This window comes from Streptomyces sp. HP-A2021 (assembly GCF_022807935.1).
Classification (GTDB): Bacteria; Actinomycetota; Actinomycetes; order Streptomycetales; family Streptomycetaceae; genus Streptomyces; species Streptomyces afghaniensis.
In genome coordinates this window covers 6877276-6891468 of sequence record NZ_CP094344.1, presented here as the reverse complement: position 1 = coordinate 6891468, position 14193 = coordinate 6877276, and the positions used below count along the sequence as shown (strand labels likewise).

Sequence of the window (14193 nt, the reverse complement as noted above, 5' to 3'; positions counted from 1 at the left end):
TCAGCCCACCCGCTCGGCCGGGCGCCCGGCATAGGCCCGCTCGGCGTCCGGCCGCTCCCGCCGCGAGCCGCACAGTTCGCCGTTCAACTCCCGCACGAGTTGGACGAGATCGGTCGGCCGGTCCGGCCCCCACCAGTCACCGAGCAGCTCGGCCAGGGACTCCTCACGCACCTGTGCCAGCCGCTCGGCGACCTCGCGTCCCCGGTCGGTCAGGACCATGTCGAGGCCCGTGCGCACGGCGAGCCTGCGCTCCTCGACCTGCCGTGCGGCCTCCATGATCACGGGCAGCGACACCGGCACCCGCTCGGCCAGCACGGCCGGCTCCACCGAGCCGTACCGCCTGATCCGCAGCAGCAGCCAGCTCGCCGCGGGCAGCAGGTCGTAGCCCGCCCGGGCGGTGATCTTCCGGTAGATCTCGCGCCGCCCGGCGCGGGTGCCGAGCACCGACAGCGCACGGCACACCTCGTCGTACGAGGACCGCTCGACGGGGTTGCTGGCCAGGGTCTCCGTCACGTCGGGCGCGGTGACCGAGCCGCGCAGCCGGTCCTCCTTCAGGAACCAGGCCAGCACGAAGCCGAGGAGCGCGACCGGGGCGGCGTACAGGAAGACGTCCGTGATGGCCACGGAGTACGCGTGCAGGGCCGGCGGGCGCAGGCCGGGCGGCAGGGCGGCGATGCCGCGCGGATCGGCCTCCAGCGCGCCCACGGAGACGCCGGGCGGCAGCGGCGTCCCCCGGAGGGCGTCCGTGAGCTGGTCGCCGAGGCGGCCCGCGAAGACCGTGCCGAAGACGGCCACGCCGAACGAGGCGCCGATGGAGCGGAAGAAGGTGGCGCCGGAGGTGGCGACGCCCAGGTCCTCGTACGGGACGGCGTTCTGCACGATGAGCACGAGGACCTGCATCACCAGGCCGAGGCCGAGTCCGAAGACGAAGAAGAAGCCGCTCAGCTCGGCGGTGGAGCTGTGCTCGTCGAGCTGGTGGAGCAGGAGCAGCCCGAGGGTGGTGACGCCGGTGCCGGCGATCGGGAACACCTTCCAGCGGCCGGTCCGGCTGACGATCTGCCCGGAGGCCGTGGAGGCCAGCAGCAGCCCCAGCACCATCGGCAGCATGTGCACACCGGACATGGTCGGGCTGATGCCCTGCACGACCTGGAGGAAGGTCGGCAGGTAGACCATCGCGCCGAACATGGCGAAGCCGACGACGAAGCTGATCACGGCGGCGAGCGTGAAGGTGCGCACGCGGAAGAGCTTCAGCGGCAGGACGGGTTCGGCGGCCCGCCGCTCGACGGCCACGAAGGCGACGGCGAGGACGACGCCCAGCACCGCGAGCGCGACGATCTGCGCGGACCCCCAGCCCCAGGTCGTGCCCCCGAGGGAGGCGACGAGCACCAGGCAGGTGGCGACGGCCGCGATGAGGAACGTGCCGAGGTAGTCGATGACGTGCCGCTGCGTCCGGCGCGGGATGTGCAGCACGGCCGCGATCACGGCGAGCGCGACGACCCCGACGGGCAGGTTGACGTAGAACACCCAGCGCCAGCTCGCGTGCTGGGTGAACAGCCCGCCGAGCAGCGGCCCGAGCACACTGGTGGCGCCGAACACGGCCCCGAACAGCCCCTGGTAACGCCCGCGTTCACGAGGCGGGACGAGATCCCCGACGATGGCCATCGACAACACGATCAGCCCGCCGCCGCCGAGCCCCTGAACGGCCCGGAAGGCGATGAGCTGCGTCATGTCCTGCGCCGCGCCGCACAGCGCGGAGCCGACGAGGAAGATCACGATCGCCGTCTGGAACAGCCGCTTGCGGCCGTACTGGTCGCCGAGTTTGCCCCACAGCGGGGTCGCGGCGGTCGCGGCCAGCAGGTAGGCGGTGACCACCCAGGACAGGTGGTCCATGCCGCCGAGGTCGCTGACGATGGTGGGCAGCGCGGTCGACACGATGGTCTGGTCGAGGGCGGCGAGCAGCATCCCGAGGAGCAGGGCGCCGATGGAGACCAGGACGTTCCCGGGCACCTGCTCCTGGACTGCGGCGCCCTGGTCCGATGCTTTCGTGACGTGCGCATGCCCGGCCATGAGACCTCCCGAGGGTCCTGTGACATTTTCCATCGTGACCGGTGTGACGCGGTATGGCCCGCCGAGTCCTTTTGGAAGCTTTCATTCCGGGAGCTGGCCGTCCGCACTGTGGAGAAGATCTGGATAATCTCTGGAGTTCGCGAGGGGAGCTGGAGTTCGCGAGGGGAGGGAGGAACGCGTGGAACAGCCGAACGGCCACCCGTGCCCGGAGTGCGGCACGCCCAGAAAGCCGGACAACACCCCGTCCTGCACCTGTACGCACCGCGCCGCAGAGGCCCTCCGCAACGCCCGCACGACGGAGGCGGCAGCGGCGGAGGACTTCGACCCACTCCGCATCCGCCCGTACGTCGAACTCACGCCCGACACGCCCATACGGTCCCCTGAGGACGAGGGCACGCCGGGAGGCCCCTCCGCGGAGGGCCGGCCCACGCCGCCCTCACACACGGACGCGCCCACGCGGGCGGCCGACGCCGCCCCGCGAACGCCCTCGCACACGACGACCCCGGGCCCCGAGCAGCCCACCCGGACGGCCGACGACACCCCACGGCGACCCCACGCCGACCACCCGCTCACGCCTTCACAAGCGACGACCCCGGGCCCCGAGCAGCCCACCTGGACAGCCGACGACACCCCACGGCGACCCCACGCCGACCACCCGCTCACGCCTTCACAAGCGACGACCCCGGGCCCCGAGCAGCCCACCTGGGAAGCCGACCACACCTCACGGCGACCCCACGCCAACGGCAGGCCCACGCCCACGGGGACCTCCCACGCCGAGTCCCCGGCGTCGAGCCTCGAAGGCGCTCCGCGCCAGACGTCCGGGCGACCGGCCGACGACGCCCCGCGAACGTCCCGGGCCCACCCGGCGGGGCCCCGGCGCGCCGACGGTCCCGCACAGCCGTCCGGGGCGGACGCACCCACCCCGTCCCCGCGCGCCCAGACCGCGCCTGCCGACGCCCCGGCCCGGGCGGCCGGTCTCCGTGCGGACGTTCCGACCACGCTCTGGGACGCGAAGGGCGCAGGCCCCGAGCGCCCCACGCGGGCGCCCGAAGGCACCCCCACGCAGACCCACGCGGACAGTTCGCTCTCGCCCACGGGCCCCACGGGCCCCACTGATCCCGCGGAGCCCGCACGGGCGAGCGAAGGCGCCCCGCGCCGAGCCCCCGGGCGGACACCCGACAGCACCCCGCGACCACCCCATGCCCACCCGACGGAGCCCCGGCACACCGACGAGCCGTCCCCGGCGAACCGTTCCGCCTCGCCCCGGTACGGCCAGGCCTCGCCCGCCGACGCTCCCGGCCGGGCGGCCGAGGGCGCCCCGCGACGCGCCCGGCAGGACGGCCCGTCCGCGCCCCCGCACACGACGGCCTCGGCCCCCGAGCACCCCACCCGAGCGACCGAAGACACCTCACGGCGAACGCAGGCAGGCAGTCGGCCCTCGCCCGCGGAGAACTCACACCTCCAAGCCTCGGCGCAGGCGAGCGAAGGCGCCCCGCGCCGCGCCCCGGGGCAGACGGCCGACGACGCCCCGCGACCGCCCCAGACCCAGCCGACGGACCGGCGGCACACCGACGAGCCCGCGCGGGCAGCCGAGGGCGCTCCGCGACGGCCCGTGACGAACCCCGGGCAGCGCGCCGAAGGCGCCGCGCCGCCGCCCTCCCTCGCCGACGCGACCATGCCCCTGCGCCCGGTCGACCCGGACGCGACCACCGTGCTGCCGGTTTCCCCGGCCTCCCCGGCCGCCCCCGGGGTGCCCGCCGCACCCGGCACCGCGCCGCTGCCGACCCCCCTGACACCCGCCGGGACCGAACCCAGCGTCACCGACCTGCGGCTTTTCGACGGCACGGGAGGACCGGGCCGGGGCAGGCCGGAAACGGACGAGTTCGGCCGGAGGCCCGGGCGTCGGCGGCGTGGCGCGCTGCTCGGTGTGGCCGCCGGGGCCTGTGTCGCCGTCGTGGCCGCGGCCGGGCTCGCGAGCGGGCTGTTCTCCTACGAGGCTCCGTCCCGGGACACCGCGCTGCCGGACGACCTCCGGGCGAGCGTGCCGGACGCCCCGTCGAGCAGCCCGGCCTCCACACCCCCGGAGGGGAGCGCACAGGCCACGCCGCCGGTCCCCGCGGCACCGCCGCCGTCGCCGTCGGCCACCAGGAGCCCGTCGGCCTCCCCGTCGCCGTCCGCGTCGAGCGCCTCGCCGAGCCCGTCACAGTCGGCCACCCCGTCGGCGCCCCCGACGTCCGCCACGGCCACCGGCCCGGGGAACGCGCCCCCGGACAACTCCCGCCAGAACAGCGGCCCCACCGTCCTGCGCCTCGGCGACCGCGGGCCGGAGGTCACCGAACTCCAGCTCCGGCTGCGCCAGTTGTACCTCTACGGCGAGGACCCCGACGGCGACTACGACGGCCGGCTCGAGGAGGCCGTCCGCAATTACCAGTGGTCACGCGGCATCCAGACCGACGACCTCGGCGTCTACGACCGGGAGACGCGGGCGAAGCTGGAGTCGGAAACCAAGAAGCCGTGACCGTCCCGGCCGCCCTACTCTGACGCCGTGACCACACAGGTGATCGTTCTCAACGGCGGTTCGAGCTCGGGCAAGTCCGGGATCGTCCGGTGTCTGCAAGAGGTGCTGCCCGACCCGTGGCCGGCCTTCGGCGTCGACTCGTTCGTCGAGGCGCTGCCCGCCAAGATGCGGGGCTCGGAGGGAGGGATCACCTTCACGGCGGACGGCGGGGTGAGCGTCGGCGCGGAGTTCCGCGCACTGGACGCGGCCTGGACCGAGGGCATCGCCGCGATGGCCAGAGCCGGCGCCAGGATCATCGTCGACGACGTCTTCCTCGGCGGACCGCACTCCCAGGAGCGCTGGCAGAAGGCCCTGGCCGGACTCGATGTGCTGTGGGTCGGCGTCAGGTGCGACAGCGCGGTCGCCGAGGGCCGTGAGATCGCCCGAGGGGACCGCGTCCGGGGCATGGCCGCGTCCCAGGCACAGCTCGTGCACGAGGGCGTGCACTACGACCTGGAGGTGGACACCACACACACCGAGTCCCTGGCGTGCGCGCGCACCATCGCCACCCACGTCTGACCGCACCGGCCCTTGATGACCGTGGCGTCCGTCACCCGATGTGCAGACGGATCGTCCCGCCCGCCAGAGCCTCCACACGCACCCGCGTCAGGTCGTCCACCACCACGTCCGGCTCGTGGAACGCGGCCCGGGACCCGACCCCGACCACCGTCATCCCGGCGGCGCGCCCCGCCGCGATCCCGGCCCCGGAGTCCTCGAACACCACACAGTCCTCGGGCGCCACACCCAGCTCGGCGGCGCCCTTCAGGAAGCCCTCCGGGTCGGGCTTGCTCGCCCCGACGGACTCCGCGGTCACCCGCACCTCGGGCAGGTCCAGCCCGGCCGCGGCCATCCGCGCCGTCGACAGCGGAACGTCGGCGGAGGTCACGAGCGCGTGCGGCAGCCCCCGCAGGGAGGCGAGGAACTCCGGCGCCCCGGGTATCGGGACGACACCCTCGGTGTCGGCCGTCTCCTCGGCGAGCATCCGGGCGTTGTCCGCGTGGTTCTGCTCCATCGGCCGGCCGGGCAGCAGGAGCGCCATCGAGGCGTATCCCTGCCGTCCGTGGACGACCTTCATGACCTCGTCCGGGTCGAGCCCGTGCCGCTCGGACCAGCGCCGCCACACGCGTTCGACCGCGGCGTCGGAGTTGACGAGGGTGCCGTCCATGTCCAGCAGGAGGGCGCGGGCGGTGAGCACGGCGGTGGCCGTCATCGGCAGCTCCAAGGCTCAGGGCTCGGACGAGGGCGCACGACAGCCCCCGGGAGGGACAAGGCGGCCCCGCCCGCCGGTCAGGGAAAACGGGCGGGAGCCACTTTGTTTCTCCACGGTACAAAACATGCCCGGATCGCGCCAGGGCCTCCCGCAGACGTTCACCCGCCGTTCAGCTCGCCCCGGCTCATCCGGTCACGGCCTCCCACAGGCTCCACACCCCGAGAGCCAGCATCACCAGTGCCGCGATCTGCGTGATCAGCCGCAGCGGCACCTTCCTCATCAGCGCCTTTCCGCCGACGATGCCGATCCCGGCCACCGCCCACAGCGCGAGCACCGCGCCCAGGCCGACGGAGAGCGGATCGTCGTAGCGTGCGGCCAGGTTCGCGGTCATGATCTGCGTGAGATCACCGAACTCGGCGACCAGGATGAGCATGAAGCCCGCGCCCGAGACCTTCCAGAAGGACTGGTTCTCCGGCTTACGGACCTCTTCCTCGTCCTCGCCCTTCTTCAGCAGCAGAACCGCGGCCCCGCCCAGGAAGAGCACGCCCGTCAGCGCCTGCACGATCTGCTGCGGCAGCAGCGTCAGCACACTGCCGGCCGCGACGGCGAGCGCGACATGCAGCGCGAACGCGGCGGCGACACCGGCGAAGACGTAGGAGGCGCGATAGCGGGTGCCGAGGACGAGGCCGGCCAGGGCGGTCTTGTCGGGCAGTTCGGCGAGAAAGACGACGCCGAAGACGACGGCTGTCACGGTCAGGCTGATCAAGGGTTCCTCAATCGGTCGGGGCTGCCCCACCGAGAGTGCTGGATCTTCACACGCGACACCTCGGCACGGCAGCACACTCGGTACCCGTGCCGTGGAGCACGGGCGTGCACTGCTTGCCGAAGGTCTCGCTGGCGGGGCCCCTGGACGGACCAGTGGGACCTGCCTCCGGGCGCCGGCTCAGACGAGCTGAGCAGTATGTCGACGGTCCGGCGAAGAGCTACTCCCCTTCTGCGCCGTCCATCGTACGCGACACCCCTGGAGTGAAAAGTTCCGCCTTAAAGCTTGTCATGTCATGCACGCGTCACTAACTTCTCACCGGGCGCACACCTCCCCGCAACACGGCGCGACGAGCATTCCCTCGCTCGCAGCCCAACGCCCCCACCCCACAAGGGAGTTCGCATGCCGAAGTTCTACGCGCGTCGACGGCTCAGCATACTCGCGGGCCTCACCGGTCTCATAGCCTCGGCCGGGCTTCTCAACGGCCCGGCCGCCTCCGCCGCCCTGCCCACCCCCGTCAGCGGGGCCACCGCCCGCTCCTACCTCGCCTCGCTCACCGTGGCCACCGAGGACCGCACCGGCTACAACCGCGACCTCTTCCCGCACTGGATCACCCAGTCCGGCGCCTGCAACACCCGCGAGGTCGTCCTCAAGCGCGACGGCACCAACGTCCAGCAGGACTCCTCCTGCGCCGCCACCAGCGGCAGCTGGTACTCCGTCTACGACGGCGCCACCTGGTCCGCCGCGTCCGACGTCGACATCGACCACCTGGTCCCGCTGGCCGAGGCCTGGGACTCCGGCGCCGACTCCTGGACGACCTCCCGCCGCCAGTCCTTCGCCAACGACCTGACCCGCCCGCAGCTCATCGCCGTCACCGACAACGTCAACCAGGCCAAGGGCGACCAGGACCCGGCCACCTGGATGCCCTCCCGGACGGCGTACCGCTGCACCTACGTCCGTGCCTGGGTCCAGGTGAAGTACTACTACGGCCTCTCGGTCGACTCCGCGGAGAAGTCCGCGCTCCAGAACTACCTCGCGAACTGCTGACACGCGCGATTTCGCGCCGGGACCTCCCCGCTGACCTCCGTCGTTCCGTACCGTACGGGGCGACGGAGAGGGGATCGGCGATGGCCGGACTGCGGCTCGGACCGCTGCTGAGATACATCGACGGCGCGTCCGCGACCGTATGGGTCGAGACGAGCCGTCCCTGCACGGCCGCGGTGCGCTGCGCCGACGGCGCCGGCGGCACGGCCCCGACCTTCCAGGTCGCGGGCCACCACTACGCGCTGATCCCGGTGACCGGGCTCACCGCCGGCACGGCCACGACGTACGAGGTCTTCCTCGACGGCACCCGCGTGTGGCCGCTGCCCGAATCCCCCTTCCCGCCCTCGGCGATCCACGCCCCGGGCGGCGAGGGCGGCTTCCGCGTCGCCTTCGGCTCCTGCCGCTGGGCCGCCCCTCCGGCCGGCGGGCACGACCCCGTGGGCCCGGACGCCCTGGACGCGCTGGCCACCCGGCTCGTGGCCGACCCGGAGGGCGAGCGGCCCGACATCCTGCTGCTGCTCGGCGACCAGGTGTACGCCGACGAGACCTCGGAAACGACGCAGCGCTGGCTGGCGGCCCGCCGCGACCTGGACGAACCGCCGGGCAACGGGGTCGCGGACTACGAGGAATACACGCACCTCTACTACGAGTCGTGGCTCGACCCCCGCATCCGCTGGCTGCTGTCCACCGTGCCCAGTTTCATGATCTTCGACGACCACGACGTCGTCGACGACTGGAACACCTCCGCCGCCTGGCTCGCCGACATGCGGGCCACCGACTGGTGGCGGGAGCGGCTGCTGAGCGGCCTGATGTCGTACTGGGTCCACCAGCACCTGGGGAACCTCTCACCGGAGGAACTGGCCGCCGACCCGGTGTACGAGGGCGTCCGCACGGTCCCCGACGGCACCGACGTGCTGCGCACCTTCGCCGCGCGGGCCGACGCCGACGCGGCCACGGCCCGCTGGAGCTACCGGCGCGACTTCGGGCGCGTGCGCCTGCTGATGGTGGACAGCCGGGCGGCCCGGGTCCTCGACGAGGACAGCCGCTCGATGCTCGACCCGGGCGAGGAGGCCTGGCTGCGCGAGCAGGTGCTGGACAGCCCCGGGTCGTACGACCACCTCCTCCTCGGCACCTCGCTGCCCTGGCTGCTGCCGCACCTGGTGCACGACGCCGAGGGCTGGAACGCGGCGCTGTGCCGGGGCGAACGGGGCGAGCGCTGGGCGCGGTTCGGGGAGAAGGTGCGGCGGGCCGCCGACCTGGAGCACTGGTCGGCGTTCCCCGTGTCGTTCGCCGGCCTGGCGGAGCTGATCGCCGAGGCCGGCTCGGGACGGGACGCCCCGGCGACGGTGTGCGTGCTGTCCGGGGACGTGCACCACGCCTACATCGCCGAGCCCTCGTGGCCCGGCGAGGGCCCCGACGCCCGGGTGGTGCAGCTCGTCTGCTCGCCCGTCCACAACTCCGTCCCCACGTCGATCCGGATGGCCTTCCGCATCGGCTGGAGCGCGGTGGCGCGCGGGCTGGGCCGCGGTCTCGCCCGGCACGGACGCCTCCCCCGGCCGCCGGTCGGCTGGCGCAAGACGGGCGGCCCCTGGTTCGGCAACCAGCTCATGACGCTGACCCTGCGCGGCCGTTCGGCGCGGCTGCGGCTGGAGCAGGCGCGGACGCGGGAGGGGAAGGGCCCGCGCCTGACGACCCTCCTGGACTCCGAGCTTGCCCCGTAACCGATGCGTTCGGCCCGTTTGCTGCCCCGGTGACCGTGATGCTCGTGACGCGCCCCACAGCGAGGTCAATCCTTCGCCACGGTCCTCGGTTCCCGCTCCCGGCGACGGCATGATGAGGCGGACCGTCCGCTTCCCCACCGACGGACCGCCGATCGCGCCCCACACGCCCGGGAGTCCCACCCTTGCCTGCGCCGACCGCAGAATCCGCACTGTTTTCCGTCGCGCTGGTCGGTGCCGGCCCGCGTGGTACCAGCGTCCTGGAACGCCTCTGCGCCTCCGCCCCTGAGCTCCTCCCTCCCGGAGCCCGGCTGACCGTCCACGTGATCGACCCGGACCCGCCGGGCCCGGGCCGCGTCTGGCGCACCGACCAGTCGCCCGAGCTGCTGATGAACACCGTGGCCTGCCAGGTGACCCTGTTCACCGACGACAGCGTGGACTGCTCGGGCCCGATCCGTCCGGGCCCGAGCCTGCACGAGTGGGCGCGCGGCACGCTCGGCCCGGACGAATACCCGACCAGGGCGGAGTACGGCCGTTACCTGGAGTGGGTGTTCGCGCGCGTCGTGCGGGACGCGCCGGCGAGCGTACGCGTCGAGACGCACCGGGCCCGCGCGGTACGGCTCGACGACACCCCCGGCGGCCACCAGGCCCTCACCCTCGACGACGGCCGCACCCTGACCGGTCTGTCCGCCGTGGTCCTGGCCCAGGGGCACCTGCCGACGGCCGCGGACCCCGTGCAGCGGCGCCTGGCGGCCCACGCCGCACACCACGGCCTGCGGCACGTCCCGCCCGCCAACCCGGCCGACGTCGACCTGTCCTCGATACCGCCCGGCGAGCCCGTCCTGCTGCGCGGCCTCGGCCTCAACTTCTTCGACCACACGGCCCTGCTGACGACCGGCCGCGGTGGCCGTTTCGTCCGGGACGCCCGGGGCCTGCGCTATCTCCCCTCCGGCCGCGAACCCCGGCTGTACGCCGGTTCGCGGCGCGGTATCCCGTACCAGGCGCGCGGCGACAACGCGAAGGGGGCGTACGGCCGGCACGTCCCGCTGGTCCTCACACCGGAGGTGATCGCCGGCTTCCGCAAGCGCGCCGACTCCGGGGAGGCGCCCGACTTCCTGGCGGAGATATGGCCGTTGGTCGCGAAGGAGGTGGAGACGGTGTACTGCACCGCGCTGCTCCGGGGGGCGGGGGCCTCCGCACGGCAGTGCCGGGAGTTCACCGGTCACTTCCTGTCCGTACCGCACGGTGATCCCCAAGAGGCCGTACTGCTGGGCGAGTTCGGCGTGGCGGAGGCCGACCGCTGGTGCTGGGAGCGGATCTCCCGGCCGTATGCCGGACGGGACTTCGCGCACCCCGGCGAGTGGCGTGACTGGCTGCTGTCGTACCTGCGCGAGGACGCTGCGCAGGCCGCCCTGGGCAATGTGCGCGGCCCGCTGAAGGCGGCCCTGGACGTGCTGCGCGACCTGCGCAACGAACTCCGGCTGATCGTCGACCACGGCGGCCTCGCGGGCGCCTCCCGCCGGGACCACCTGGACCGCTGGTACACCCCGCTCAACGCCTACCTGTCCATCGGCCCGCCCCGGCGCCGCATCGAGGAACTGGCGGCCCTGGTGGAGGCGGGGGTGGTGCGGGTGCTCGGGCCCCGCCTGAAGGTGACGGAGGCGGACGGTGCCTGGGCGGCGCACTCACCCGACGTGCCGGGGTCGGCCGTCCGTGTGAGAACCCTCATAGAGGCCCGTCTGCCGGAACCCGACCTGCGGAAATCGGCCGACGGGCTCCTTGCGGAGCTGCTGCGGACCGGACGGTGCCGTCCGCACACCGTCGACGGTTATGAGACAGGCGGGTTGGATGTGACGCCACGCCCCTATCATCTGATAGACCGTCAAGGAGCCGCGCATACCAGGCGGTTTGCCTTCGGGGTACCGACGGAGGGCGTGCACTGGGTGACGGCGGCGGGGGCTCGTCCGGGTGTGGATTCGGTCATGCTTTCGGATGCGGACGCGGTGGCGAGAGCCGCTCTACGTGCGGTTGCGACGCAAAGCGACCCCCAACCACAGGTGAACCAGTGGCCAAATGTTGAACTTGCAAGCATCAATTAGGCACACCTAACGTGGGTTACTCATCGGTTCTGTCCCCCGACCGGCCGTCCCCAGGCCGGCCGACCGAAGGAGACCCCCACATGACCGCACGCCTCAATGGCGCGCAGCCGTACGCCCTCGGGCTGTTCCGGATCGTCATCGGCCTGCTCTTCGCCTGCCACGGCGCCGTAGCGCTCTTCGGTGTCCTCGGAGGTGTGGACGGCAAGGGCGGCACCGCGGCGACCGGTGCCTGGCCGAACTGGTACGCGGCCGTCATCGAACTCGTCGGCGGCACCCTGGTGCTGCTGGGCCTGGGCACCCGAATCGCGGCGTTCGTCGCCTCCGGCGCGATGGCGTACGCCTACTTCAAGGTCCACCAGCCGCAGGGCCTGTGGCCGATCGAGAACAGCGGCGAGGGCGCGGCCATGTACTGCTGGTCGATGTTCCTGCTGATCTTCACCGGCTCCGGCGCCTTCGGCGTGGACCGGCTGCTGGCCAAGCGCACCTCGGCGCAGGGCCGGCAGGCCACGGACCAGACGCCGGTGGCGGCCTGAGCCGCGGCTCGGACCGCGCTCCGGCGGCGCCTCCCCTTGTGTGAGGGGAGGCGCCGTTCTGCTTGCTGCATGCGGAGAGTTTCCGTGCCGAACCCCCGTGAACTGCCCGTCACGCCCAGGCGTACGCTGTATGGCTGTCATCGGCCACTCCTGCCGCTCCGCCGCGCCATCGCGGCACGGTCTGGCCCACGGGGGACCACAGGGAGTTGCGGTGCTGGAGCATGTCGGGTCGCTGTTCGGCAGCCCATGGATCTACGCGGTGGTGGCGCTGTCCGTCCTGCTCGACGTGTTCCTGCCGGTACTGCCCAGCGGCGTCCTGGTGATCACGGCGGCGACGGCGGCGGCCGCGGGTTCGGCGGCCGACGTGCCCGACATCCTGGTGCTGACCCTCTGCGCGGCCACCGCCTCCGTCCTGGGCGACCTGGCCGCCTACCGCCTCGCCTGGCGCGGCGGCGACCGGCTGGACCGGGCGATCTCCCGCTCCCGGCGCCTGACCACCGCGCAGGAACGTCTCGGCACGGCCCTCGCACGGGGCGGCGGCGCCCTCGTCGTCCTCGCCCGCTTCGCGCCCGCCGGCCGCTCGGTCGTCTCCCTGGGCGCGGGCGCCGCCCACCGCCGCGCCCGCGACTTCCTCCCCTGGTCGGCCCTGGCGGGTCTCACCTGGGCCGTGTACAGCGTCGCCCTCGGCTACTTCGGCGCCCACTGGCTGGGCGCGAGCTGGCTGGGGACGGCGGTGTCGGTGGCGGCGCTGTTCGGGGCCGGGGCGGGGGCGGCGTACCTGATGCGCAGGGAACCGCGGGCGTCCGGGGTGTCGTAGCACCAGGGCGTTCGGAGGCGTCCCGGCCGGTCCTGGTCGTCAGGCGGCGTCAGGGGATGTCCGCCGGGCCCCGGCGCCGCGGATCTCCAGTCCGTCCAGCAACTCGGCCGTGGCCTGCGCGACGGCCTCCACGGCGCGGTCGAACACCTCCTGGTTGTGAGCGGCGGGGGCGCGGAAACCCGACACCTTCCGCACGTACTGCAACGCGGCAGCCCGAATGTCCGCTTCCGTGGCCTCTTCGGGCAGGGCGGGCGGGCGCAGGGTCTTGATACTCCGGCACATGCCCCCAGTCTCACCCTTTCGGCCTGCGTACGACAGCGACGACTGCGATGATCTCGGCGAGGCGGCCACCACCGTGGGGCCGACCGACGAGAGGAACCCGACATGGGGAACGAACTCACCGTGGCCGTCCTGGGTCCCGGCGGTGTGGGCGGACTGCTCGCCGCGCTGCTCTCCCGCGCCGGACACCGGGTGATCTGCCTGTCCGGCGAGGAGACGGCCCGCACCCTGCGCACGGACGGCATCCGGATCCGCAGCGCACACTTCGGCGACTTCACGGCCCGGGTCGAGGCGGACACACAGCTGCGCGAACCCGTCGACGCGTGCCTGGTGGCTGTCAAGCACACCGCCCTCGACGCCGCCCTGGCGCGCGTCCCCGCACCCGTACTGGCCGACGGACTCCTCGTGCCGTTCCTGAACGGCGTCGAACACCCGGCGACCCTGCGCGCCCGCTACCGACCCGACCACGTCGCCCCCGCCGTCATCCGCGTCGAGTCGACCCGCGTCGCCCCGGGCGTCATCGAACACGGCAGCCCCTTCGCGGAGATCGACCTGACCGGCGCCGAGGTGCCCCGGGCCCGCCTCGACACCCTCGCCGAGACCCTCACCGCCGCCGGCCCGGCCACCCGGGTCCAGGACGACGAGACGGCGGCCCTGTGGGCGAAGATGTCGTTCCTGGCCCCCATGGCCCTGCTGACCACCCGTTACGGCGTCCCTCTCGGAGAGGTCCGCACCCGTCACCGCGACGAACTGACCGCACTGGTCGAGGAGACGGCCGCGATCAGCCGGGCGTGCGGCGGCCCGGCGGACCCGGCGCAGTCCCTCGCCCGCTACGACGCCTTCCCGCCGTCGATGAAGTCCTCGATGCAGCGCGACGCCGAAGCGGGCCGGCCGCTCGAACTGGACGCCATCGGCGGCGCGTTGCTCCGCGCGGCCGAGCGACACGGCGTACCGGCTCCGGTGACGGCCCGGGTGGTGCGCGAGCTGGCCGCCGGCCCGGGGGCGGAGGCCTCGGGGAAGCGCTGATCCGGCGTGGCGCCGCGTACGCCGACCACGACAGTGACCACGAGCAGTCATCTTGTCTAACTGACAGTACTGCCGGAGTC

Annotated in this window: 12 protein-coding genes; 8 read left to right on the top strand and 4 right to left on the bottom strand. The window is 73.3% G+C overall.

All coding sequences use genetic code 11. The annotated features are described in order from the left end of the window. Positions 1–2067 carry an MFS transporter gene (locus tag MQE23_RS31140; protein ID WP_243380867.1) on the bottom strand — a complete coding sequence of 689 codons (2067 nt, stop codon included), beginning with the start codon at positions 2065–2067 and terminating at the stop codon, positions 1–3. A 178-nt stretch (positions 2068–2245) separates the two neighbouring features. Here MQE23_RS31140 and MQE23_RS31135 point away from each other — a divergent pair, with 178 nt between their 5' ends. Next, on the top strand, positions 2246–4585 hold the full coding sequence (locus MQE23_RS31135; protein WP_243380866.1) for a peptidoglycan-binding domain-containing protein: 2340 nt from the start codon (positions 2246–2248) through the stop codon (positions 4583–4585). Between the two features lie 27 nt (positions 4586–4612). Further along, complete coding sequence (cpt, locus tag MQE23_RS31130; RefSeq protein ID WP_243380865.1) at positions 4613–5143, top strand: chloramphenicol phosphotransferase CPT; 531 nt, start codon at positions 4613–4615, stop codon at positions 5141–5143. A 31-nt stretch (positions 5144–5174) separates the two neighbouring features. Here the strand turns inward: cpt and MQE23_RS31125 are convergent, their stop codons facing one another. Both MQE23_RS31125 and MQE23_RS31120 read right to left on the bottom strand, forming a co-directional pair. Further along, entirely contained in the window at positions 5175–5834 is a 660-nt protein-coding gene (locus MQE23_RS31125; protein WP_037667881.1) for an HAD-IA family hydrolase, read from the bottom strand. Positions 5835–6018: 184 nt separating this feature from the next. Continuing rightward, positions 6019–6600 (bottom strand): TMEM165/GDT1 family protein, encoded by a 582-nt coding sequence (locus MQE23_RS31120; RefSeq protein WP_020271078.1) that lies wholly within the window; start codon positions 6598–6600, stop codon positions 6019–6021. A 399-nt stretch (positions 6601–6999) separates the two neighbouring features. Here MQE23_RS31120 and MQE23_RS31115 point away from each other — a divergent pair, with 399 nt between their 5' ends. The 5 genes from MQE23_RS31115 to MQE23_RS31095 all read left to right on the top strand — a co-directional run bounded on the left by MQE23_RS31115 (position 7000) and on the right by MQE23_RS31095 (position 12808). After that, on the top strand, positions 7000–7644 hold the full coding sequence (locus MQE23_RS31115; RefSeq protein WP_020271077.1) for an HNH endonuclease family protein: 645 nt from the start codon (positions 7000–7002) through the stop codon (positions 7642–7644). An 80-nt stretch (positions 7645–7724) separates the two neighbouring features. Next, entirely contained in the window at positions 7725–9362 is a 1638-nt protein-coding gene (locus MQE23_RS31110; protein WP_243380864.1) for an alkaline phosphatase D family protein, read from the top strand. Between the two features lie 182 nt (positions 9363–9544). After that, complete coding sequence (locus tag MQE23_RS31105) at positions 9545–11458, top strand: FAD/NAD(P)-binding protein (RefSeq protein WP_243380863.1); 1914 nt, start codon at positions 9545–9547, stop codon at positions 11456–11458. 80 nt (positions 11459–11538) lie between these two features. Further along, entirely contained in the window at positions 11539–11991 is a 453-nt protein-coding gene (locus MQE23_RS31100) for a DoxX family protein (RefSeq protein WP_020271074.1), read from the top strand. Between the two features lie 211 nt (positions 11992–12202). Then, positions 12203–12808, top strand: coding sequence for a VTT domain-containing protein (locus tag MQE23_RS31095; protein ID WP_020271073.1), 606 nt, complete (start codon positions 12203–12205; stop codon positions 12806–12808). Positions 12809–12847: 39 nt separating this feature from the next. Here the strand turns inward: MQE23_RS31095 and MQE23_RS31090 are convergent, their stop codons facing one another. Continuing rightward, entirely contained in the window at positions 12848–13090 is a 243-nt protein-coding gene (locus MQE23_RS31090) for a DUF2277 domain-containing protein (RefSeq protein WP_020271072.1), read from the bottom strand. A gap of 102 nt (positions 13091–13192) precedes the next feature. Between MQE23_RS31090 and MQE23_RS31085 the strand changes: the two genes are divergently transcribed. After that, complete coding sequence (locus MQE23_RS31085; protein WP_243380862.1) at positions 13193–14113, top strand: 2-dehydropantoate 2-reductase; 921 nt, start codon at positions 13193–13195, stop codon at positions 14111–14113. Positions 14114–14193 lie beyond the last annotated feature (80 nt).